This window comes from Bacillus sp. LK2, assembly GCF_001043575.1.
Taxonomy (GTDB): Bacteria; Bacillota; Bacilli; order Bacillales; family Bacillaceae_G; genus Bacillus_A; species Bacillus_A paramycoides.
On the sequence record NZ_LDUK01000007.1, the window covers coordinates 20,474 to 43,847 of the forward strand.

Sequence of the window (23,374 nt, forward strand, 5' to 3'; positions counted from 1 at the left end):
AAATTCTGGTAATGCAATATTCTTACTTCCTGTAAACCCTCTTGCAGTAAATGGATAATTATCGGCATTAGCTTCCCACCTTGGAATCGTCAACTTCGATGGATCATTTTCTATATATTCAATAGCCCCATAAAACTTATCTGGTGCACCAATTGGTGTTGATACACCATTTCCTCCATAATCTACTTTAAACATCGTTCCATCATAGTCAAGCCTAGCCCCTTCATAATTTTCAAACAGTGTTTTTAAATTTGCACTATGTTCATCAACTGCAGTAAATCCTCTTACACCTGTATAGTTTTCGTCATATAAATACTTATATATATCACTTTGTGGGATTACTTTTTTCATCTTTGTACCAACATCAGGTACTCCAATTTCATTTCTTATATTATCAACTACTGTCTTTTCATTAGCATTTAACACCCTATCTGGATGTAACAACTCAATAAATTCATCTACTGAATACCCACTATTATTAATATGTTTTTTAACACTATTACTGGTATTTAGCTCAGCATTACTTAACCCCTCTGGAACCCATCCAGATTTTTTATTAAATTCAAATTTTGTTGCTACACTTCCAGTTTCTGAATCTATAATATTCAATACATCTCCATTCTGGAAAGCTCTTGTATAACCCCTCTCATATGAAAATTCCGGTAATACAATATTTTTACTTCCTGTGAACCCTTTTGCAGTAAATGGATAATTATCGACATTAGCTTCCCACCTTGGAATCGTCAACTTTGATGGATCATTTTCTATATATTCAATAGTCCCATAAAATCTATCTGGTGCACCAATTGGTGTTGATACACCATTTCCTCCATGATCTACTTTAAACATCGTTCCATCATAGTCAAGCCTAGCTCCTTCATAATTTTCAAACAGTGTTTTTAAATTTGCACTATGTTCATCAACTGCAGTAAATCCTCTTACACCTGTATAGTTTTCGTCATATAAATACTTATATATATCACTTTGTGGGATTACTTTTTTCATCTTTGTACCAACATCAGGTACTCCAATTTCATTTCTTATATTATCAACTACTGTCTTTTCATTAGCATTTAACACCCTATCTGGATGTAACAACTCAACAAATTCATCTACTGAATACCCACTATTATTAATATGTTTTTTAACACTATCACTGGTATGTAGCTCAGCATTACTTAACCCCTCTGAAGGAACTTTCTGACCACTCTTCAAATGCAACCCATCAAAAAACTGCGCTGGCTTTTTCTCAAACACAGGTTCATTCCCTACAGAAGTTTTCTTCTCTATATTAAGAGAAAGATTATCGAGTTTCTCTCCAGATAACCGATTCGCGTTTTGCGCTTGCCCCTTAGTTTCACTCTTAGCAACAGAAAATAACTCTCTACCAAGTGTATTTCCTTCTCCTACATTCCCAACGCCGGCTAATGAAGGTTTAGGGGATAAATTCGGGATCTCAATATTTTTAATCTTCTCCACGACATTCTTCATACTACCCGGCAACTTATTCATGAATGCCGCTACTTCTTCCAACTTACCAACTATTTTACCGCTTTTCTCTGCTACTTGAAAGGCTTTTGCACCCTCTGCGAGTTTTCCGCCTTTCACTGCGGCGGTTACTTCACCAACGCCGACAAAACAACTACCAATATCAAATACTGCGCCTCCCAAGGCATAAGGATCAGTCAAAATATTCTTCAAATAGTTGGCGCCCATTGTAAAGATCTGTTTTTGGTCAGTTCGGAAGGTTTGTGCCAAATCATTCAAAATTGGCACCTTATCAGTCAGCGCCTTATTATTCATCAAATAGTTAAAGGCTGGATTAGCCGTACCAGCGACCACTAGCGCGTACTCACCAAGTTTCTTCACCCCTTGCCAAGTCGCGCTGAGATCGTCCATCCTCCATTGGGCTGTCTCGTGCCCTGTTGCAGAGTTCCATCCCAATGTAACCAAGTTACAGACAAGCGAACCGAGCTTACTTGCACCTATCGCAATCCCACTAATAGCGGAACCTGCCGCGCCTATAAAACCTTCCAACACCAAGGCAGAATCAGAAAGGTCTTTCAGGAAAGGAATGTTCTCCCCTACCCATTTTGTACCTTTTCTCAATACATCCCATTTCTCACCAACACCATCGGAAAAGTTTTGAAGCCAAGCCTCCACTGGATGATGTTCCGCCCATTCCTCTTGCTTTTTCTTCATTTCTCTTTCAGCCTGAAGTTGCGCTTCTTTTTCCGCCTTCGTGATTTGTGTATCCATTTCATGAATGCCTTTTGCCAACTCATCTAGCGCAAAGAAAGCTTGAAGCTTCGGATCAGTATAAGATAAACTACTCATCTCCCCTGCAATTTGAACTTGTTTGTTTAGGGCATCGAGAATGTTTTCCGCATTGCTTTTTTCTTTTTTGCTTTCAAATTGCTGTACTTTTTGAATCGTATCCTCTAGTTCTTTACTGGCTGCAACCAGTTTTTCATCAAACTGGCTGTTCGGCATACTCAGTGAAATCAAATCACTTACGCTGTTGTAAATATTAGAGATGCGACTATCCATTTCATGTTTCTTGGGTTGGAGATTGGAAAGTTTATTTTGTGCTTGCAGTAATGCATCTTCCAGAATAATCGCATTCTCATCAGTTTCTCCCGTTGTTGACTGAAAATCCTGTAAGGTTTGCGCCATTTCGATACTAAGTAATTCATTGGTATCTTTCAAACCAATCACAACTGTATTTTGGTTATTATTGATGTCGTTGACAATCGCTTTCCCTGTTGCACCCTGCATGGCATCAGCTTGGATAATGCCATTCAATGCGTTTTTGGCTTGGTCAAGTTGATCATTGGTTTTACTGGTGTCCTTTTGAAGTTTTTCCAGTACTTCAAGGAATTCCTTTAAATCTACATGAAAGCCCATTTAATCCGCCTCTCTTTCTGGGGCACGGCAACATCGCCCTAAATCCATTATTAAAATTCTTAATGTACATATATGTAGTAACCTATATCTTCTTTTATATGTTTATTAGACATATCACTCTTTAAACGAAACAATCCCCTAAAGAACCCACCTTATGGTGGGTTCTTTTTTTATGCGAAAAAAACAGCGAATTCTTAACTATTTCATCAATACTTTTAAAAATATATATCCCACATAGTTCTGATAAAATAATGGTTGACTCTAAATGACACGTATCTCGACTGATCTCCGGGTAGTTTCTTCAACTGTTTCTAAGAAAAAACATGATTGGGAATATCCGGCCAAAATGAAATAAGAAAAAGGCCACAGATTTCTGAATAGATCCCAAACCAAATGGAACAAAAAAGAACCCTTATCATAATGATTTTGCAAAAGGAAACAATAAATATATAGAGTCAAGATAAAGAGAATTACTTATTATATCGTATATATGTATAAGGTAATGTTAAGGGAATATCAAGGAATGGTCAAATTTTTTAGAATTATACGAAATTACTGCTATTCGTTGGATGAATTAACACCAAAAATCATAAAAAAGGGAAAAGCATCTCGTGATTTCAAAGACATATACAGTTTAAAATCTTCTGGTCTTGGTCTTGAACCCAACCCATAAGTAAAAGTCCGTCTATGTCTTCCACCCCTTCTCGGGTGTGGATGCTCTAAGTTGATAGCATAACTTTCATCTGTCTCAATACCATATTTATCATTCATATATTTATTAGATGGCATATGATGTCCTGTAATGTTGTCACCTTTTACTTCTGGAAGCTCCCCAAATTTATTACTTACTTAAAATATATTTATAAAATCTTCTCTTTTTGTTGGAATTTCAGTATTTGTACTCCAATAATTATTAATAACCGTTTCCATTTCTTTGATTTCCTCTACAGTAATAAGGCTGGTTTCTACTGCACTATTTAAGAAAATTGTAATACTATCGGTAGTAATACTTTCTAATGACTGTGGTAAATATTTTACTTTTTCATTTTTATAAGCTTCCCAAGAAGTATAAGCGACAGCATCAACTAATAGTGACCAGATCCTAGCAATATTCAAATCTTCTTCTTCCTCTGCAAATTCTGAAATTCCTGTAAAGTCTGCGTTATCAATAAGCTCATATAATTCATCCCCAGTAACAGCATGAGATTCAACCCATAGCCAACATTTGTCCAAGGCTTCTCTTCCATCTGGATATCTTTCATCATCCTTGCTGATTATAGAAAATACTCTTTCAGCAACTGCTAAAGCAAAGCCTACTTTAACTTCTTTTTGTAAATTCTCGATTAATATATTACCCATGATTTCCTCCTTAAATTATTCAATAATCTTTCCATCTTTTAAAACAAAAGATAACAATCCATTAGTTTTAACACTGCCATCAATCTCCGATGTTACTTCTATTGTTAAGTTAGGATATTTTTTGCTAACTTGATAAAATATACCACTCTTTTCAATAGGATAAGGTTTCAGTAATCCTTTGCTACACTTATTACATACACCTCTTGGGTTAGATTGATGAATTCTAAGTGTACCCGTTACTTCCGTTGGTTCGATTCCTGCTTTTTTTATAGCATAATCAAACTCATTTAAAACTCCTTCTTCAGCATGTCTTGTAAACTGTGCTAACTTAGGATTTTTTATATGGTCATATGGAGCCCTACTCTCTCTATTTGGTAAGATTGTATCCAATGAAGGCAGTCCAGCTTCTTTTCTAACTTCTGGAGACCCTCCTTCAAAAGCCAAATCCCTAAGGCCTTTTACATCTGTTTTACCAACTGCTATTGTATTAGTCTCTGGAACATTCCACTTTTTCCATAAAACATCCAAATCTTCTTTACCCAATTGGATTTTACTATTACCCGTACCCTTACCAGATGGATTTACAAATTCAATATCTTTAGTAAAAGACCTCAATAGTATGTACGATAGAAATAACCTTCAAGATTAATTTTTCCATTTGCATAAAAAACAGCAGAGATTTCTAATATCTATCTCTGCTGTCTTTACTATCAATTTCCAAAAAAACAATTTTTTATATTCTATTATGTGTATCCCTTACAAATAGTAATGCTTAAATTGCAACGTCCTGATAACCTACCTCAGTTACTTCACCTTTCACAAGACAAAGGCCTAATCCATTTTCCATATCCCATGTACAGTCAAACGTAAGTCCGATATCAAGAAAGTCGATAAGGTCATTATCTGGAACAAAAATTCCAACTAAGGTTATTTTTTCGAGAATTTGAGTAGCTGTTTCTATTAAAGGATAATTTTCGTTAGATTCAACATCGTAACCAAGTTCATATCTTTTTTGTTTATAATAATCTAATATAGGCTCCAAAATACTTTGTTGTAATTGTTGCCATCTTTCTATTAAAAAATTATATGCCATATATTGTTCTTCCTCAAACTGACCATCATCTTCTCCCCTGACTATTAACGCCACCTTAACTTCGTTCCCAAAAAACTCAATGTTTTTATATCCAATCCAATCATAATTATTAAACTCAAGTTCGCCAAAAACTGCATCATTTATTTTCATTTTGAATTTCCCCCTTTCTATTTATTGGCAAATTCTCCTGGCTTAAACGCTCCTGCATTTATCTCTCCTACATCGCCAAGATGCCCAAATTTGCCATTTATTTCTGATGGTACAAGTTGTATTGATTTCTCATTCCTTTGCCGAGTTGTAATTCCGCTTCGACACTATCAATCCGACAAAAGTTGTTGGTTTCATAGGTATCTTCTTTTGTTTTGTACTTCACATTTGGTTTTAGTTCTTTTTTGTTACCAGTCTTACGAAATTGTGTCCCATAAGTGACATCTACTTTACTACTATTACCCATCCCCTTAACACCACTATCGAGATTCTACTCTGAATACTCGCTTTAGAGATGCCACGGTGCTTCTTTTACTTTTCCCTAGAATTTGTTCCCCCGTATCTACTTACGCTTCCATCAGGTAATATTTCTACACCTTTAATGAAGGGGGATATGTTGTCCACAATTTTTGCTAGTTTAATTCCAATTATATAATATTCACGACTTATTTTATTTCATTTATCAATCCGTATATACAATCTATATTTCATTTGTTTATCGAGTCTTAATATATCTATGAAAAAAGCACTTGTTGCCATAAATGACAATCAAGTGCTTTAAGTTCATCTGTTTTTAAGTAGCATAAATTTGTAAGTTTTATAGTAACAATATGACACCTTTTGTATGTCATTACAAGTACTACGTTAAAACTTACGAGCTTGTACGAGTTCATTACTATCATGTTCATTCCATGTGTTTATATTCGCCGCTCAATAAAATGTCATCTCGCCTAAGCTCGTACTTCGTTTTTCTATCTACTTCACATATACTTTATTTTTTATTCATATATACTTGTGCGTATTTAAATTTAGCACCACGAACTTTATCATATCCGTACATAAAATATAAATTAGTATAGTAAGCTTTATAAAATCACTATAACCAAACTCATTTATTTACTGTAATGAGTTTTTTATGTTTATTTATATTTTAGGAATATCAATTATATTTCCTGGTGACTCACTAATAAGAATATCTGAAATACTTGGGTTACTTTTTTTCAACTTGAATATTTGAATTTTTGTTAATTCAGGGTTAAATGATATATTTTGTGTTTTAAACTCCAAATTCATAATTTTATTTTGAATTTTTAATATAAAAACCTTCCATTCTTGTAATGGAGAATTCGAAACTTCCTCCGGACTTTCTAATAGTCGATATCCATCGGCATAATGAAACATTAGTAATCCCGTTCCTAAGTCACAATCTTTATTTTCAAGAATTTCATTTGATATATCAAATCCACTATCCCAATTATAATTTGCTGCAAAACAATGAAGGATTATTGGATTATCTATATTCTTTATTCGGCTAATTGTATCCTCTTTATTTGTATTATAAAGTAATTCTTCAAGCAAACTAATATCTTTATTTTCCATTACACCTTACCACCTTACTGATATTTACTTATTTTGTATTTCCAATTGTTTTAGCTTTCTTTCCCAAAGTTCTACTGTTGCACCTTGGCTTGGGTACAATGGTAAACCATTCCCCTGTAATTTTCTTAAATTTTTTTGCAAATCATATACCTGCTTTTGTAAACTATCAATACTTTGGTTAATATCCATTTTATTTAACGCTCTTGCAACTACTTCATTGTAAACAGAATGATCTGTGCAGGTGTTTGATTAATCCTTGATTCATACGAACTAGCAAATTCCTCTTGCTTGAAGGCTGGTGGAATATCAGCATCTCTATTACCCGTACCTTAGTTTCACTCTTAACAGTAGAAAATAACGCTCCAAGTGCGTTTCTTTCTCCTCCATTCCCAACACCAGCTGCCGAAAGTTCAGGGAATACATTCGGGATTTCAATATTTTTAATCTTCTCCACGACATTCTTCATACTATTCGGCAACTTATTCATGAATGCCGTTACTTCTTCCAACTTACCAACTATTTATAAAGTTAAAGCATACCAATCAATTAAAAAAGCACTTGTTGCCTATCATAGACAATCAAGTGCTTTAAGTTTATTTGTTTTTAAGTATCGTTAATTTTGTAAGTCTTGTAGTAACAGTATGACACCTTATATATTTCGGGACAAGTATTGCATTAAAACTTACGAGTTTGTACGAGTTCGTTGGTTTTATGTTCATTCCATGCGTTTATATTCATCGCCTAGTAATTCGTCATCTTACCTAATCTCGAACCTCGTTTTCTATTCTATCATTACACATAGTACTCTATGATGGTACAACCACCATGAGTTATCCATTCAACTTAGATATAACTATTACTGTAAACCTTTTAAAGGTTATTATTTTTCACTTCTTCAAACCACTCATCAGCAATATGATCCGCCGTTTTAATATCATCAATTGTATATACTAAATCATACTTGTATTCAGCTTTGAATTTGCCACTTTTAACATCATATATTAACTTCATCTCTGTTGGCATGTCTTTTTCATATTCTTTGCACAATACTTTTACTTTCTTGATATCTTCATTTATTATGCGCAATACCATGAACCCTCGTTTTGGAGACACATCATATCTTTCGTCTCCATCCTCCAATGCTTCATTCACTTTATGATTCTTTACATACTTATTATTAATCAAATAAAAGAAGCTGCTCGAAATAATACTTTCTTCACATGAAGCGTAAACATATACTTTATCCGCTCTATCTTCAACATATTCCATACATATGGATATCATATCTGCTTGTAATTCACTAAATCTATCTTCAAATTCTTTCATTCTACTTCTCCACTCCTAAGATTAATTTTCAATAACTTTAGAGCCCAATTCACCATTAATAGTGTAATTAACTATAAATTCCTTTGGGCGCATATCATTTCCAGAATAAATTATTTCAACATCAACTGTTACTTCTTTAGGGGGTTCTGCTTTCAAAGCTTTAGCCCGCTCTTCTTCAATCTTCTTATATTCCTTCAAATTAACATCAGATAATTGCGAAACCAAATTATCAATTTTAGGTGATCCTCCAAATCTATCACCTGCTAAATGCCCTGCATGGTCTTGTCCTTTTACTTTACCGGGTGTATTTTTACTATGTGATAATCTCTTCTCTCTTTCAGTTAATTGTAGCTTATCTGTTTCAAATTCTTCAATTCTTCCAAGACTATCGGTTTCATAAAAATAGTCAAACTCTCCTGTTTTATACCTAATATCAGGCTTTAAACTATTTTTTCTTCCGTTTGTAAAATGTTCTCCTGCTCCAACTAATGTTTTAACGCCACTTGCTCCATCAGTACCATTTACTGACCTATTTACCGTACCCTTACCAACAACACTCTCTTTCAACTTAGAAATCTTATTATGAATAATCCCTTTCGACTCGTCATGACTCGCCTTCACCACAGCTTCCCAATTCGTGCCACGACGAAGTCCCATGACCCCATCAACGGGTGCTAGAGATTTACCTAAAACGAAATCTTTCGCGATATTGAACCCACCTGTTGTACCGTCTACTACCTTGGCAACTCCGCTTTTTATCGCATGATCCCAGTCATTTATTTTATCTACTGTTTTCCAGCCTTTTTGTTCTTAACTTTAACTTCCACTGTACAAAAATTGAATTATTAAAATAAAAAATGACTTTGCCACAAGATCAAAGTCATTTCTTAAATGTTTATTTACTAAAATTAAACTTTTCATCGTATAAACTACGATGTACCCCGATATGTGATAAGAGTTTTTTATAGCTTTTTGATATTAAGAATGCTCCTCTTCATATTTTTGCATTCTTTCCATCAACTCTTTATCATTTTCATCTGTTAGTTCTCTTTTTAAATATTTGTACTCAAAGTATTCAATCCTATCTGAAGGTCCAAACTCTGAGTCGTTCCAATTGACATAATTAAAACGAACTTTTAATTTCCCTTCACCATTCACAATCATTGTAACTGAAAACCAAGCCTCTTGTTGATTATCAATAAATACTTGTTGTAATTGAACTGTCAAATCAAATAATTCATGCAGAAGTTGATTATAAATTTTTCTATCAACATTATACATTCTAGGTATATAGTGTGAATATTTATATTCTTGTTTTTCATCTAAGGTTGTATAGAAAAAGTATACTCCTCCTTCCCCATCTTTCACCTCACCATTAAAGTAAAATTCTCCCCATTCAGCAGGTATCATCTCGTTTATCTTTTCAGCAATTTTAGGATAAAGTTTATTTAATTCATTTTCAAATGACATATTATTAACCTCCTGCTTTATTTAAAATTTCACGTATAATCGGTTTCTTCCCTTGAATTTGATATTCCACAAAGAACGAATTTGGTCTCAATGATTGCCCACTATATACTGTTTCAATCTTTACTGACACTTTTTTAGGAGGAGTTCCACCTAAAGCATTAGCCCACTCCTTCTCCATATTATACCATCCTTCACCAGAACGATTAATTTGTTTATTTTGGGCGACTAAATTATCAATATCACCAGAGCCTTTAAATATAGTTGCAATTAAATGTCCGCTATATAATATTCACGACTTATTTTATTTCATTTATCAATCCGTATATACAATCTATATTTTTATTTGTTTATCGAGTCTTAATATATCTATGAAAAAAGCACTTGTTGCCACAAATGACAATCAAGTGCTTTAAGTTCATATATTTTTAAATCGCATAAATTTGTAAGTTGTACTGTAATGATATGACACCCTTAATATGTCGTGACAACTACTACGTTAAACCTTACAATTTTGTACGAGTTCGTTAGTTTTATATGCATTCTAGGTAATTATATTCATCCTCCATTAAAATGTCATCTCGCCTCAGCTCGTACTTCGTTTTCTACTCTATCATTGCACGTAGTACTCTATGGTGTTTCAACCATCATGAAGTATGTATTTTCAAATAGCCTATTATTTTTTGGTCCTTTATTTAGTTAAATAGGATTATTCGGAAATTCACTATAATATTTATCGATTAACGCTTTATAATTTTCATCATTTGGTACTTCGCCTAAGTATTTATTTTTCCAAATAATCATTTGGTCACTAAAACTATATTCTGTATCGAACCAATTTGTATAATCGTAATGCATCTTAAATTTCCCACTACTCTCAAGAGTCATTGTAAAGGAGTACCAAAGTTCTTGCTGATTATCTTTAAAAACCTTTCTAAGTTCCTTACTCAATTTATATAAAACATCTTCTTTTCTCTCAAATTCATCTTCATCAATTTGATATTTGAAAGGAATTTCTAAACTATATTTATATTGCTTATTTTCAAGTGTATTATAAAAAAAGTAAGTTCCTCCCCCATTTTCTGATATTTGAGCATAAAAATAAAATTTATTCCAATCTTCTGGAATCATTTCATTAACTGTTTCAGTTATCTCTCTATATAATCTATTCATTTTCATTTCCTTTTCCATACTCAACCTCCCGCTCTATTTTCAATGGTTTTCTTAAATATTCCTTTACCTTCAATTTCATAAACTACTTTATATGAATCTGGTCTTAATGAAGTCTCAACGAAAACTGGCTTAATTTTTACAGATACTTTTTTGGGAGGAATCTCTTTCAGAGCGTTTGCCCACTCAGTCTCCATCTTGTACCACTCTCCACCAGAGCGATTAATTTGCCTATTCTGAGCAAGCAAATTATCAATATCTCCCGAACCATGAAACTGAGTTCCTATCAAGTGTCCACCATCATCAAACAACCTATCTTCCCGACCTGCAGCCACTTGCATTCCTTTATTTCGTTTTCCTTTTTGAAGTATTAATTCTCCTGCCTAAACATCTACTATTCTACCAAGCTCATCTGTTGTATATTTATAACCATCCTCAGTAATATAACGCACGTTTGGTGCAAGTTCTTTCCTTCCATTTTTCCCTTTAATAATATGCTTTCCAAGATCCTCCTCTTTTATTTCCGTTATCTTAGGAGGATTACCCATACCCTATGTTGTAATCTTAAACTCTTACAACAAAAAACAAACTTATGGTCGTATCCACTTGAAATTATAGTATTTCGTTTCCTAGTTAAATCCTTTCATTCAAACAAAAAACTAGAAGATAATTTCCCTTCTTCTAGTTCAAAAAACATATACAAATTTATTACAAACACGTACTATAAGCACTATTTACAACTTTCACATACATTCTAATATACTAAACATCATCATTTTTATTAACATGCTTTCTTCTACTCTCATGGGTTGCTAAGTCTGCATATCGTGTTGTAATTGGTAATCTGCTATTTTTCTCAACGAAATGTAGGGTTATTTCTATTGAAGTCCCTAAATCTATCCAGTTACCACATGAAATAAAAATAGGTTTTACATCTTTTCTCGTTCTCAATACCGCTCCATATATTTCTCCATCAACTTCAATATAAGTAAAATTCCCCTTTTCATTTTTAGGCATTTGAAAATCCGTATTTTTTATCTTCAGATAACTTTTCGCAACACCTATCGTAGGTTTATTTAAATAAAATGAAGCATGTGTTGCGATTCCCATATTCCTATAATGAAGATAGCCATTTCCATCGAACATATAAAGATCTGGTTGATACTGCAGTTTATTCACTGCCTCAATTACTAAAGGAAGTTCCCGAAAAGCTAGATAATCTGAAATATATGGCACATCTATTTGCCCCGAATATTCTACTTCTTCTATAATTTGTTTTGTAATATAGTCTATTACGACAATACAACAAACTCCATAATCTTTTTTCCCTTCTGTCCAATATGCAATATCAATTCCAGCCACTAAATAAATATCAGCTAAATGAAAATTATTTTTTAATGAAATCATAGAAATCCATTTTTCTTGTTCTTTTTTGAACAGCTCTTCTTTTCTCATTTTTCACTCATTTCATTAACACAGATTTGATCAGATTTCATTGTTTATTTCCTCATTTCTTCTACTATTTTTCCTTGTTCATCATATTTTTTAAAACTCACTAATCTACCTAAAACTCTATGTTCCATTAATTTTATAACACCATTTTCATAAAATTCTTTTTGTATACCTTCTAAAGTATTTTTGTCTATATGTTTAATTTCTTTAACTTGTCCATTCGGATAAAAATTAACCATTTCTCCATTCTTAATTCCATCCTTAACCATATAGTAATTTGCTAAATTACCATTCTCATAACAATCATAAATGATCCCAGTAAAAATATGCTCATTATTATCTTGATCATATTCTACTATAAAAGAATCGTATTCATCTCCTCCATATCCAAAATACTCTCCAAACTTCTTGCCATTATTCATAACGTATTCTTCATTTAATATTTTATCTTCCAAATTTAGAAACCTCCGATATCACTTCAAATTCCTTCAATTTTACCGAAAACTGAATCATTTATTCTCCCTTTTATTTATTGGAAAATCCTCTCGATTCAAACGCTTTTTTATTTTAGTTTAATTTTTCTAAGATTGAATTAACTTTTTCTAAATATAAATCTGGATCGTCCTCTCTTATCTCAAGAAGAATTCCTTTAATTATTTGTTTTGTTGGGCTATTTACATTTTCTAATGCATTAATATAAGATACTACTAAACCTTTTGAATTTAAAAGTGTCCGATGAATTCTTTCCGCCCAGAATTCTGCATGAGGTAACATTTTAGGAATACCCATAGCTAATTTGTATAGTCCTTCCTCCATCCCGGAATGTTCAGCAATATAAAATATCGTTTCAATAAGGTAATCACCAGCTGATGGCTCAGCGATATCATCCTCAAAAATCGTACAAAGATCAGGGATTATATTGTTTGTTCCTCTATGTGATAATTCATTGAGAATATTTTCAAACTCCTCAATATTATCTCCTTCATTCTCTAGAAAACGCATTTTGTATAAAATAGAAATATCCTCTTTAAATTCCATTGTACTCTCCTTCCTTTCTATTCACTGTTACTTTGGCCTGCCAAATATCTTTAAATCATTATGCTCATATTTTTTATAGTAATCAATATATTCTTTAAGCTTCTCTCTATTTTCTTTGTTATATAATCCATCCTCTTTCATAATTTGCCTTAAATCATTAATATCAAACGCTAGAGAATCCCATGGCTTCAAAGACATATATAAATCAAAATCCCTTGGCCTTGTTCTTTTACTCAATCCATATGTAAAAGTTCTCCTACGCCTTCCACCTTGCCCTGGATGCGGATGCTCTAAGAACATCGCATAACTATCTTTAGTTTTAATCTCAAACTCTTCTTGCATATTATTTATTAGACGGCATATGGTGACCTGTTATATTGTCTCCTTTTGCATTGGGCAATCTTCCAAACTTTCCATGATTCAACCCATTTGGAAGCAATTCTGTACTTGTTTGTGGTATATTTTGTCTCTTATCATCCACAAATCTTTTATAACGTTCTTTAAGCCGTACTTTCAATTCATCATAATCAATTTTACCCGTACCCTTAGTATACTTATAAAATTATACGTGTACCGACTTATTTCTACGCTAAAATACAAAAAAGCACTCGTTGCCATAATTGACAATCAAGTGCTTTAAGTTCATGTATTTTCTAAGTTTTCACGGTTAGCTCTAAATTTGTGCATTTTATTACGTCGTAAAAACAATATGACACTTTTCGTGTATCATGACATGTAATACCTTTAAAACGTACGAGCTTGTGTGCATTCGTTAGTTTACTATGCGTTCCATGCCCATTAAAATGTCATCTCGCCTAAGCCGTACTTCGTTTTCTGTTCTATCATTGCACGTAATACTTTATGATGGTACAACCATCATGGAGTATGTACTTTTTTTCAGCCTATTCTTTTTCATCCATCTTCCGCTTTAAATATTCAGCAATCTCTGTTTGCCCTCTTTCAATAGCAAATTCATAAGCTCCCATATCTTTCATGGTGTCACCAGAGTATTTTATAGATATATCTATATTGTTCTCAACTAACAATTTAACAATCTCCAAATGCCCACCGTATATTGCAGCAAACAGAGGATTTCTATCTGGTTCACTAATATCTATCCCTACATTCCGACTAATTAGATATTCAGCAATCTCTAAATGTCCTTTTGTAGTCGCTCTTTCAAGAGCATTTGTTGAGAAAGTTCCACCTTGTGCATTAATATCTATTCCAGCATTAATAAGATATTCTACTATCTCTAAATGTCCATGAGCTGCCGCTACATGTAACCACGTACCAAATGGTGTCATTGAATGTAAAGATTCTGGATTATCTCCTATTAAACGTTTTACTTCATTAATATCACCAATTTTAATTGCATTCCTTATTGCTTTATTTAAAATTTTTTCATCCATAAAATTACCTCCTGTATCTCTACTATCTTGTACTAGCTATTTCTCCTAAATCTTTAAGAGTTTCAACAATATCATCAAAGTCACCGTCTATTGCTTCAACAACTCTTAACCAACTCACTACTTCCTCCAAAGCATCAAAACTGTGTTGTCCTATTACAGCATTTGGTGCCCAAGTCAAATTTTCCTCCTTTGTTTTTAGTCATGAAAAAAAGCTCATTCCTCCTCATCGTTCAGTTGGAATGAGCCCTTGAAAGCTTAGCAAGCGTGTTTATCAAATTATAAAGGGTTTGATTTGTTGATTGTATGTTCTTGTTGTCATGATATAAGTCCGGTCTATTTTTTCTGTACTTTACAAAGAGGTTATATGTGTTATTGGTTGAGTGATGGGTTCATTCGATACCGATAACGTTGTTTAACTTTGATTCAAATAATGGATTGTACAATCCGTCACTGCTCTTTTTCTACCTACTCAACCAACGGTACCTAATGTGGGTATTTTACAAATTCTCCCTCTGATAATATAATTCTATTTCTCAGAAAGTTTATTAATAAATTTCGTAAAACTAGAAGCTATTTCCCTAATAAATTTTGCTTCTAATTCCGCTTCATTTTTTATCTGATAGGTATGACAGTGATAAACACTTCCTATATCGTTACCATGGATTGACATACATATAATATTATCAGCTGGATCTTTCCCTATCGGAATAAGTCTAGAAGGCAATTTATTTCCCTTAATATAATAATTCAAAGAATTTTGTAGATTATTTTCTGTTTCCTCTGATAGTGGAAAGAACATCATAATTGATGACGTAACTACATCATCTTTCGTAGCAAATCTTCTTCTATTAGATTTACCACCATTATCTCTTAATAAGAAACTCTTATAGTCCTCTGGTAGTTCTAATCCATTAAGTCTTTCAAAGATTTCTATATCTTCGGCTTTAATTTGTTTGAAAGTATATTCAAAATTAAGATTCATAATTCATCGACCTCCGACTCATTCGTTTTCACTAAAATGCAACGAATCTATTAAATTTGTAAAAGTACTGCAAATATATTCAATTGCTTGTTCATCACACTCATCACTATCATAAAAAACTATTGCTGGTGAGTGTTTATCATTTCTAAAATCAAAACATATTTTATTACCGAATGGATCCGTAGCAAAGGGTATTATCTCCTTTGGGATGTATGGCGAGATAATATCATAAGTAACTGTTATGCTAATATATTCATTCGTGTAGCTTAGTAGGCAATCAAAAACTCCTTCTTCTCCATCTTCAAAGAAAAATATATTCGGTACTGGATGACCACCGTTATATTTCATTACACAATTTTTGTAATCTTGAGGAAAAATCACATTAAACTTCTCTTCAACTTCTGAAATTATCTGCTCGGTAATAGGGTCATGTGTACGCTCCCATTTTATTCTTCTCATGAAAACAACTCCCTAATTCGATTTGCTATGTCTCTCTTACCAACTATTTATGAAGTTAAAGCATACCAATCAATTAAAAAAGCACTTGTTGCCTATCATAGACAATCAAGTGCTTTAAGTTCATTTGTTTTTAAGTATCGTTAATTTTGTAAGTCTTGTAGTAACAGTATGACACCTTTTATATGTCATGACAACTACTACGTTAAAACTTACGAACCTGTACGAGTTCATTACTTTCATGTTCATTCCATGTATTTATATTCATCACCCAGTAAAATGTCATCTCGCCTAAGCTTGTACTTCGTTTTCTTTTCTATCATTGCACATCATACTCTATGATGGTATAACCATCATGGAGTATGTACTTTTTAACAGCCTATTCTTTTTCGTTCTCATGCCTTACCCGGCTGTGTATACAATTTTAGTACCACATGCTTTATCACTCTAGTATATAACCTATAAATCCAGTAATAAATACTTAGACAGTTACTGTAGCTAATCGTATTAGTTTCCTTCACTAAATCACAAACTATTCATCCCATTCCTCATATACAGCTGACCCCATATAAATTAAATTTCCACTTTTAAATTTAACTTCATCTATATCTCCATCGTACTCAAAATCATATAATCTAATAACAGAATCATAGATTTCTGGCAATTCTTCCCCGTAATGTTCCACAAATTGTGATAAAATTTCCGTTTCGTAAGAGGAACCACTTAAAAGGGTAGTCAACGATGTAGTGGAGTCCTCTATCAAGGTGCTCTCTAATAAATCTTGGTTATAATCAATAAAATCAAGATTAAAGTCTCTCATGAATTTAGATTGAATTCTATCCCCAACTTCATCAAACTTAATCTCAACATATTCTTTTAGACTTTGCTTAGTTCTAAAATTACCTATCCATAAAGACATTACACCTGGATTTTCCATAAATTCCCCTATATACAAATTATAGTAACATCAATTATCTTAAGCCTTCAGGTAATGAATTTATTCCATCTTTCAATCTATAATGTGCTCAATTTTTTAATCTTCTTTTAAATGTACTATAATCTAGAGAACTATCAATAATTTTTAACAACTCATTATGTGCTGTAGTAGAACCTATATCACCATGTTTACCTATTAGATTAACAAAATAAACTTTTTTCACCCCTTAATAAAACGATTAAATGGACAAAAAAAATCCACAGTGTAAAAGTTTATCACTGTGAATTCTTACATTTATTTTTCTTGGTAATGCACCATATCATAAGGGTAGTACGAAGTATCTTTCAAGGTTGAGTCATCTAATTTTAAAATTTTTGCGATTGCTCCACTTTCAAAACTCCAGTAACCACTATAAATGTCATGTTTATTTTCATGTGCATCGTACCATGTTTCCGAATAAGTTCTCAAGAAACTTTCAATATAATAATTGGCTTTGAATTATCTCGACCGCTATCTAGTTTAACATACCCATCATTTGCTTTAGCCATTTCACTTTATTCTTTAAAAATCTTTCTCCTTCGCTCATAGAATCTAGTGAAATAGCACATACTATCTTAATTCTAATTTAAGTTGCTGTTTTAACAACTTCAATAATATCATGAAAATCTCGTGATAATTCTTCATTTCTACCATCTTTATACATGAAATATCCTTCCAATCCTCTATGAATAATAGCAAACATAGTAGGATGGAAATTTTTATCTGTGGAATTAATAAGAAACTGGCTAAATTGAACAGCAGACTCTAAAGAATAATTTAGTTTTTCGTTTAAAATCTGAATCATAGCACCTTGTATGTCAACAGGTTTAATATTTTTTTCGTGTCCTAATCCATTAAACATTCAAAAAAGTATGCACCTAAGATTTGCTTTACTTGTTCATCATTGATGTCCATTTTAAAAACCTTATATATGGTAGTATTTATAATATTCATATATTCATTAAGGAAATCTTTATTTTCTTCCAAAAAACTTCGCTCCTTATCATATAACTTTTATATTTCCTTTAGGATATTCTCCAGTCCACCCACATGGAATATAACCATTTATATATATTTCGTATAAACAATTATAAAATTCAGACTCGCATACTAAAGAATAACTCTTATATAGTGCGATATTCATTATATCAAATAAAATTTGACTTTTCATGTTTTCTAAAAGTTGTCCTTCACTAATCAGAACAGACAATTTTTTATCAGCAATGGGAATAATTTCTTTTTTTATATCCATCGCTAAATTATTCCAATTTTTATTATACATTTCTTTATAATTCTTTGATAAATGTGAAGTAACATCTCCTATTCTATCTAAACAAAGGTTCTCCCACTTTAATTGATTAATACTTTTACTAGCCAATTTTAAAGTTAGTACTATCTCAAAATCAATTTCTAATTTTCTAGTGTGTGATAAAAAATCAATTCTACATAAAGACTTCACGACTTCATTTTCTAATCTCACTTTACTTCCTCCATCAAGGTTTTGGTTTTGGTAAATTAATTCTCCCCGGTATTCTAGGCATGAAATCATCAGCCAAAAGACCAGCATTTATTTGTTGCTTGATCGCTTCTGAAATTGCTTTGTTTGCTGTGCTTCTGATAAACCTGCATTAATTAAAGAATCTCTCAATGCATTGTTATAGTCTGTTAAATTAGGTTTAAGCCCTGCTAAATCTCCATTTTCCCTGTAAATATTCCAAAAATCTTCTAAACTTTTATGAGCATTGTAATGGGGGTTATCTATATCTTTAAATATATTTCCTTCCAATTTTACAGAAAGTCCGTCATTTCTTGGAATATAGTCTCTAAAAGCAGCATCTTGATTCAAATGATGTGCTTGACCTGAAATTTCTTTATTTCCCCTCAGATTTTTGTATGAATCAACTAAGATATCATCGAATTCATTAGCCCCACTGGCTCCCTTACCAATATTACCCGTACCCTTAACACCACCACTCTCCAAATTCGAGATCCTACTCTGAATACTCGCCTTCGAGGCATCGTGGGCTTCTTTTACGCTTTCACTGAAGTTCGTTCCAGATTTAATTACACCTCCATCTGGCAATATTTCGACGCCTTTAACGAATGGGGATACGGTGTCCACACCTTTTGCTAATCTATTTTCAATTATATAATACTAGTAATTTCTATTAGCCTTAATTCATAAAAGTAATTTTTAAAATTTTATAGCATGCCTATTAATTAAAAAGCACTTGTTGCCTTTAGTCGACAATCAAGTGCTCTAAATTCAAATAATATTTTCTAAGAGTTTAGTTTATTGATTATATAGGACACTCACGGAACCAATAGCAATTTTTCAACAATATTATTTTGAATTAATAATTGTATTAAACGTTTCTTAATTCAAATACCCTCTATTTTAAGCCCTAAAATCAGTTAATCAGTACTAGATATTTTCAATATATCCCCTAATTCGCCTAACAGTTCTATGTTTTTTAAAGCCAACTCAACAGGTATGTCTTTCATTAACACGAATGGTAATTGTTTTGATCCTTTTAATAAGTCAAACAATCCCTTTTTGATGATAAATACCTCTTGAATTTTCTTTAAATCCATAGCCCCTCCTACTGGTGAACTTACCAATATAAGATTACACAGTTTTTCCTTAAATACTTCCTGTTCTTCGTCCACACATTCAATATCTATCGCTCCGTCATTTATCCACTGTACAAAATTCTCACTTACTATGGTAGCATAATCCGGATCCATAATCCTCGAATCAACTTGTACTAACTCTGTTGCGTTTTCATTTGTAGCCATTAACAGTATTTTTCCTCCACCATTACTTCCTACAGCAACATAACCCTTTGCATATTCATGGACTTCATATGTTTTATTCATTTCATCTATTATATCCACTCCAAATATAACGACTCCATTATCGGACACAAAACCATTTGTATGCTTTAGTAATTGTTTATAAGCATTAGGGAGTATTAATCCCATTTCCTCTTCAACTTTTTTAATTTCATTTTCATCAACTGGAGAATATAATTCATAAGTCGACAATTTTTGAACATTTATCATTTGAATCCTCCTAATCCATCAAAATATCTATATGCTTCTCGCATTACTTTTTTTGCTACTTCTAAATCTACACCTGCTTCAATCATTTCTTTATAGCTAATATTAAATTCGTATATTATATCCGTACTAAAACCTTCATTCCTTCTTCTGGCTCTTTGAAGAGCGGATATTATAGCATGTGGTTCACCAGAGGTAGATTTGATTAATATTGATGGTGCTTGTCTACTGCTATAATTATTACCGCTTGTTTTAGCCCATATCTTAGCCCATTCATCCTGTATTGCATGATGTGCTTGCACCAGTCCATCATTTTTTGTATTCCGAAAACCCAGAGCACGATTCTTATTTGGACTCATTTTTTTATACAAGTCAACATCTTCAGCAATATAACCTCCATTTTCAAGTTGACTCCTAGTGGATCTTTGCGGAAATGTAATACCAGCCCTTTCATTAATATTAGCATGGAGCTGTTCAGAAGTTAATTCGCCATATTTCTCTCTCAGATATTCTAATCTGGATTCTCCCGTACCCTATGTTATAATCTCAAAATAAAAAGCACTTGTTGTCTTTAGTTGACAATCAAGTGCTTTAAGTTCATCTGTTTTTAAGTAGCATAAATTTATAAGTATTTTAGTAAAAGTATGACACCTTATATGCATCGCGACAAGTACATTAAAACTTACGAGCTTGTACGAGTTCATTAGTTTCATGTTCATTCTAAGTGTATATATTCGTAGCCAGATAAAACCTCATCTCACCTAAGCTCGTACTTTGTTTTCTGTTCTTTCATTGCACATTGTACTCCATAATGATACAACCATCATTAGTCTGTACTTTTTAACAGCCTATTTTAAATAGCGACATCTTGATAACCTACTTCATCTACCCTTTCATTTATAAGACGAATTCCTAAACCATTTTCCTCATCCCATGAACAATCAAACGAGACCCCTACATCACGTCCATCGCGAAGGAAATCATACGGAACAGAAATACCTACTAATGTTATATGTTCTATTAATTGATCAACTGTTTCAATTAATGGGTAGTCTTCATTAAATGCAACATCATAACCAAGCTCATACCTTTTTTGTTTATAATAATTTAAAATTGGTTGTAATATGTTATGTTGGATTTTCTCCCAATTATCCATTAATGAATTGTATGCCACATATTGACCTTCATCAAATTTACCATCATCTTCTCCTCCAATTAATAATGCTATCTCCGTATCCTTTCCTAAAAACTTTATGGTTCTGTATCCTACCCATGTATACTGATAATCAAGTTCTCCAAAAACTTTATCATTTATTGTCATTTTATAATCTCCTTATTATTTATTTGCAAATCCTTCAGGTTCAAAAGCTCCTGCGTTTATTTCACCAAATCCACCAAGGTGTCCAAATTTGGCGTTTATTTCTGTTGGCACAAGTTGTATAGTAACTCCATCATTTAACTCATGCCATGTTAATTTATTTTTCACTCGATATTTTTCTATATCTTTTGCCGTAATTCCACCAGCTTCCATTCCAAATTGGTTTGCCAATTCTGGTGAATTATTAAGCTGATCTGCTAACCTTTCATTTGCTTGCTTAAAATTATAATCTCTAGCAGTATTTCCTTTAGCCCCTTTTTCACCTAGCATATAATCGATTTCCAACTGTGCCTTTGCTACAGGTGAAAAATCAGGAACTCCATTTTTATACTCAATTCCATTAATACCAGCTTCATTTAAAATTTTCTGTAACGTAGGATCTGGTGGTGGTTTTAGAGTACATAAAGACCCACCTCTAGCCCCTTCGAAAACAACCGTTGAATTTGTTTCTGCGGGTGTTTGCTTAGATCTTAATCCATATGTACTGGCAAATTCCTCTTGCTTGAAGGCAGGTGGAATATCGCTACCTTCTCCCGTACCCTTAGTGCACTTATAAAATTATAACGCTCGCTTCACTTTTCATGCTACAACGCAAAAAGCACTCGTTGCCATAAGTGACAATCAAGTGCTTTCAGTTCATATGTGTTCTAAAGTTTTAAGTCACTAGTCACTTTAAGTTTGTGCATACAATCATTTGATACTGATAATATGATATGTTTTGTATTTCATAACAAATAGTACATTTAAACTAACGAACTTGTACAAGCTACTTGTATAGTACATTACCAATAAATTCAATTTCTATATTTTCGGATTCATCTTCACTTTTCGCTTCATTGTATTTAAAATCATAGAGTACAATAACAGAATTAATACTGTATACTAAATTATCAGCATTTATTAACTCTTTTATTTTGGGGATAATTACTTCACTATAAGAAAAATCTTTTAAAATATCTTCTACATTATTTTTAGGATCTTCATAAAAATAAATTTCAATGTTATCTTCATCATAATAACCAAATTCAAAGTTTTCCCCAAACTTTGAGTCTATTGAATCTCCATCTTCCGTATATTCTATATCAACATACTCTTCAAGGCTCTCAAATGATTTAGAAAACCCAAACCAGACCGAAACCATTCCACTATATTCCATATTATTACTCCTCATTTTTTTAGAGTTCCTTTAGCTAGTTTTAATCATGTGATTTGTCTAGATAGATGTATTAGTGAAGCATACCCATAAATTCATCAAAGGTATCTGCAACATGATAACTTACTGGTTCAAGTTCAGCAGAATTCTCATGATCCCACACACAAACTTTAGGGTTATTTTTTGATTCTCTAAAATCTAAACATAAAAAATCACCGGCAAATAATACAGAAATTGGTAATAAAGCTACTCCCAGTGAATCTCCATCATCCGTAAGTCTCTCATCTAGCTGAGTCCATGTTACATCAATATCAAACATACCTATTTCAATATTTTCTGGGGCTTCAAGAATACATAAAAACCTAATAACTGCATAGCTATGGTTATTACACACAAAAGATTTCTTTTCTGGGGAACCACCATTATTAACTTTTATGAAATTCTTATAATCTATCGGTAGTTGAACTCTCCAAAATTCTTCTTTCCTTAATATTAAACTATCAGATGGTAACGGATAAATTATAGATTCTTTTTTTATTTCCATTAAAAACACTC

26 protein-coding genes and 8 pseudogenes are annotated in these 23,374 nt (G+C 32.5%); all 34 read right to left on the minus strand.

The genetic code is table 11. From position 1 onward, the window contains the following. Positions 1–1,412: 1,412 nt before the first annotated feature. Positions 1,413–2,907 (minus strand): annotated as a pseudogene (locus VK90_RS31365) (T7SS effector LXG polymorphic toxin); the annotation flags it as partial. Between the two features lie 849 nt (positions 2,908–3,756). Continuing rightward, positions 3,757–4,266: an Imm6 family immunity protein gene (locus VK90_RS07560; RefSeq protein WP_048371683.1), complete on the minus strand. Its 510-nt coding sequence runs from the start codon at positions 4,264–4,266 to the stop codon at positions 3,757–3,759. Positions 4,267–4,281: 15 nt separating this feature from the next. Next, complete coding sequence (locus VK90_RS27575; RefSeq protein WP_231595835.1) at positions 4,282–4,809, minus strand: hypothetical protein; 528 nt, start codon at positions 4,807–4,809, stop codon at positions 4,282–4,284. Between the two features lie 229 nt (positions 4,810–5,038). Then, positions 5,039–5,509 carry a DUF6985 domain-containing protein gene (locus VK90_RS07570; protein WP_048371685.1) on the minus strand — a complete coding sequence of 157 codons (471 nt, stop codon included), beginning with the start codon at positions 5,507–5,509 and terminating at the stop codon, positions 5,039–5,041. 17 nt (positions 5,510–5,526) lie between these two features. After that, a pseudogene (locus tag VK90_RS30570) lies at positions 5,527–5,637 on the minus strand (HNH endonuclease); the annotation flags it as partial. Then, positions 5,607–5,813: a hypothetical protein gene (locus VK90_RS31370; protein ID WP_048371687.1), complete on the minus strand. Its 207-nt coding sequence runs from the start codon at positions 5,811–5,813 to the stop codon at positions 5,607–5,609. The pseudogene VK90_RS30570 and the gene VK90_RS31370, both read right to left, overlap by 31 nt. Positions 5,814–6,490: 677 nt before the next feature. Next, positions 6,491–6,946 carry a DUF4274 domain-containing protein gene (locus tag VK90_RS07580; protein WP_048371689.1) on the minus strand — a complete coding sequence of 152 codons (456 nt, stop codon included), beginning with the start codon at positions 6,944–6,946 and terminating at the stop codon, positions 6,491–6,493. Between the two features lie 24 nt (positions 6,947–6,970). Further along, positions 6,971–7,177, minus strand: a pseudogene (locus VK90_RS30150) (AHH domain-containing protein); the annotation flags it as partial. Then, a pseudogene (locus tag VK90_RS30580) lies at positions 7,177–7,433 on the minus strand (HNH endonuclease); the annotation flags it as partial. The pseudogenes VK90_RS30580 and VK90_RS30150, both read right to left, overlap by 1 nt. Positions 7,434–7,816: 383 nt before the next feature. Further along, positions 7,817–8,272, minus strand: coding sequence for an immunity protein YezG family protein (locus tag VK90_RS07590; protein WP_002187016.1), 456 nt, complete (start codon positions 8,270–8,272; stop codon positions 7,817–7,819). Between the two features lie 21 nt (positions 8,273–8,293). Further along, positions 8,294–8,929, minus strand: a complete 636-nt coding sequence (locus VK90_RS07595) for a DNA/RNA non-specific endonuclease (protein WP_082147835.1) — start codon at positions 8,927–8,929, stop codon at positions 8,294–8,296. A 321-nt stretch (positions 8,930–9,250) separates the two neighbouring features. Then, the gene (locus VK90_RS07600) at positions 9,251–9,742 is read right to left on the minus strand and encodes an immunity protein YezG family protein (RefSeq protein WP_048371692.1); all 492 of its coding nucleotides are present in this window, start codon (positions 9,740–9,742) and stop codon (positions 9,251–9,253) included. Between the two features lie 4 nt (positions 9,743–9,746). Then, positions 9,747–10,019 (minus strand): annotated as a pseudogene (locus tag VK90_RS07605) (DNA/RNA non-specific endonuclease); the annotation flags it as partial. Between the two features lie 419 nt (positions 10,020–10,438). After that, a complete protein-coding gene (locus tag VK90_RS07610) occupies positions 10,439–10,930 on the minus strand; it encodes an antitoxin YezG family protein (RefSeq protein WP_048371695.1) in 492 nt (163 codons plus the stop codon). A 2-nt stretch (positions 10,931–10,932) separates the two neighbouring features. Continuing rightward, a pseudogene (locus VK90_RS07615) lies at positions 10,933–11,457 on the minus strand (DNA/RNA non-specific endonuclease). A 214-nt stretch (positions 11,458–11,671) separates the two neighbouring features. Then, positions 11,672–12,364 carry an endonuclease V gene (locus VK90_RS07620; protein ID WP_048371697.1) on the minus strand — a complete coding sequence of 231 codons (693 nt, stop codon included), beginning with the start codon at positions 12,362–12,364 and terminating at the stop codon, positions 11,672–11,674. 44 nt (positions 12,365–12,408) lie between these two features. Beyond that, positions 12,409–12,816, minus strand: coding sequence for a toxin-antitoxin system YwqK family antitoxin (locus tag VK90_RS07625; protein ID WP_048371699.1), 408 nt, complete (start codon positions 12,814–12,816; stop codon positions 12,409–12,411). A 112-nt stretch (positions 12,817–12,928) separates the two neighbouring features. Continuing rightward, positions 12,929–13,399: an Imm30 family immunity protein gene (locus tag VK90_RS07630; protein ID WP_048371700.1), complete on the minus strand. Its 471-nt coding sequence runs from the start codon at positions 13,397–13,399 to the stop codon at positions 12,929–12,931. Positions 13,400–13,426: 27 nt separating this feature from the next. Continuing rightward, complete coding sequence (locus VK90_RS07635) at positions 13,427–13,699, minus strand: hypothetical protein (protein WP_097872584.1); 273 nt, start codon at positions 13,697–13,699, stop codon at positions 13,427–13,429. A gap of 602 nt (positions 13,700–14,301) precedes the next feature. Beyond that, positions 14,302–14,811, minus strand: coding sequence for an ankyrin repeat domain-containing protein (locus tag VK90_RS07640; protein WP_048371702.1), 510 nt, complete (start codon positions 14,809–14,811; stop codon positions 14,302–14,304). A gap of 22 nt (positions 14,812–14,833) precedes the next feature. Continuing rightward, positions 14,834–14,989 carry a hypothetical protein gene (locus tag VK90_RS29805; protein ID WP_156185385.1) on the minus strand — a complete coding sequence of 52 codons (156 nt, stop codon included), beginning with the start codon at positions 14,987–14,989 and terminating at the stop codon, positions 14,834–14,836. 348 nt (positions 14,990–15,337) lie between these two features. Next, positions 15,338–15,793, minus strand: coding sequence for an SMI1/KNR4 family protein (locus VK90_RS07645; RefSeq protein ID WP_048371704.1), 456 nt, complete (start codon positions 15,791–15,793; stop codon positions 15,338–15,340). Positions 15,794–15,811: 18 nt separating this feature from the next. Then, on the minus strand, positions 15,812–16,252 hold the full coding sequence (locus VK90_RS07650; protein WP_048371706.1) for an SMI1/KNR4 family protein: 441 nt from the start codon (positions 16,250–16,252) through the stop codon (positions 15,812–15,814). A 529-nt stretch (positions 16,253–16,781) separates the two neighbouring features. After that, on the minus strand, positions 16,782–17,186 hold the full coding sequence (locus VK90_RS07655; protein ID WP_016128617.1) for an immunity 22 family protein: 405 nt from the start codon (positions 17,184–17,186) through the stop codon (positions 16,782–16,784). A gap of 294 nt (positions 17,187–17,480) precedes the next feature. Further along, positions 17,481–17,681, minus strand: a pseudogene (locus VK90_RS28240) (PoNe immunity protein domain-containing protein); the annotation flags it as partial. Between the two features lie 130 nt (positions 17,682–17,811). Continuing rightward, positions 17,812–18,087, minus strand: coding sequence for an Imm48 family immunity protein (gene imm48, locus VK90_RS07660; RefSeq protein WP_002198549.1), 276 nt, complete (start codon positions 18,085–18,087; stop codon positions 17,812–17,814). A 141-nt stretch (positions 18,088–18,228) separates the two neighbouring features. Next, positions 18,229–18,705, minus strand: a complete 477-nt coding sequence (locus VK90_RS07665; protein ID WP_048371711.1) for a hypothetical protein — start codon at positions 18,703–18,705, stop codon at positions 18,229–18,231. Positions 18,706–18,718: 13 nt separating this feature from the next. Continuing rightward, positions 18,719–19,374: pseudogene (locus tag VK90_RS07670) on the minus strand (type IV secretion protein Rhs). Positions 19,375–19,640: 266 nt separating this feature from the next. Beyond that, positions 19,641–20,291 carry an SMI1/KNR4 family protein gene (locus VK90_RS07680; protein WP_048371713.1) on the minus strand — a complete coding sequence of 217 codons (651 nt, stop codon included), beginning with the start codon at positions 20,289–20,291 and terminating at the stop codon, positions 19,641–19,643. Further along, a complete protein-coding gene (locus tag VK90_RS07685) occupies positions 20,288–20,659 on the minus strand; it encodes a hypothetical protein (RefSeq protein WP_231595837.1) in 372 nt (123 codons plus the stop codon). Before VK90_RS07685 ends, VK90_RS07680 begins: the two co-directional genes overlap by 4 nt. A gap of 482 nt (positions 20,660–21,141) precedes the next feature. After that, on the minus strand, positions 21,142–21,609 hold the full coding sequence (locus VK90_RS07690) for a DUF6985 domain-containing protein (RefSeq protein WP_048371718.1): 468 nt from the start codon (positions 21,607–21,609) through the stop codon (positions 21,142–21,144). 15 nt (positions 21,610–21,624) lie between these two features. After that, complete coding sequence (locus VK90_RS30590; protein ID WP_082147837.1) at positions 21,625–22,185, minus strand: HNH endonuclease; 561 nt, start codon at positions 22,183–22,185, stop codon at positions 21,625–21,627. A gap of 247 nt (positions 22,186–22,432) precedes the next feature. Then, positions 22,433–22,822 (minus strand): immunity 22 family protein, encoded by a 390-nt coding sequence (locus VK90_RS07700; RefSeq protein WP_048371722.1) that lies wholly within the window; start codon positions 22,820–22,822, stop codon positions 22,433–22,435. 70 nt (positions 22,823–22,892) lie between these two features. Beyond that, a complete protein-coding gene (locus VK90_RS07705) occupies positions 22,893–23,363 on the minus strand; it encodes an SMI1/KNR4 family protein (RefSeq protein WP_048371724.1) in 471 nt (156 codons plus the stop codon). Between the last annotated feature and the right edge of the window lie 11 nt (positions 23,364–23,374).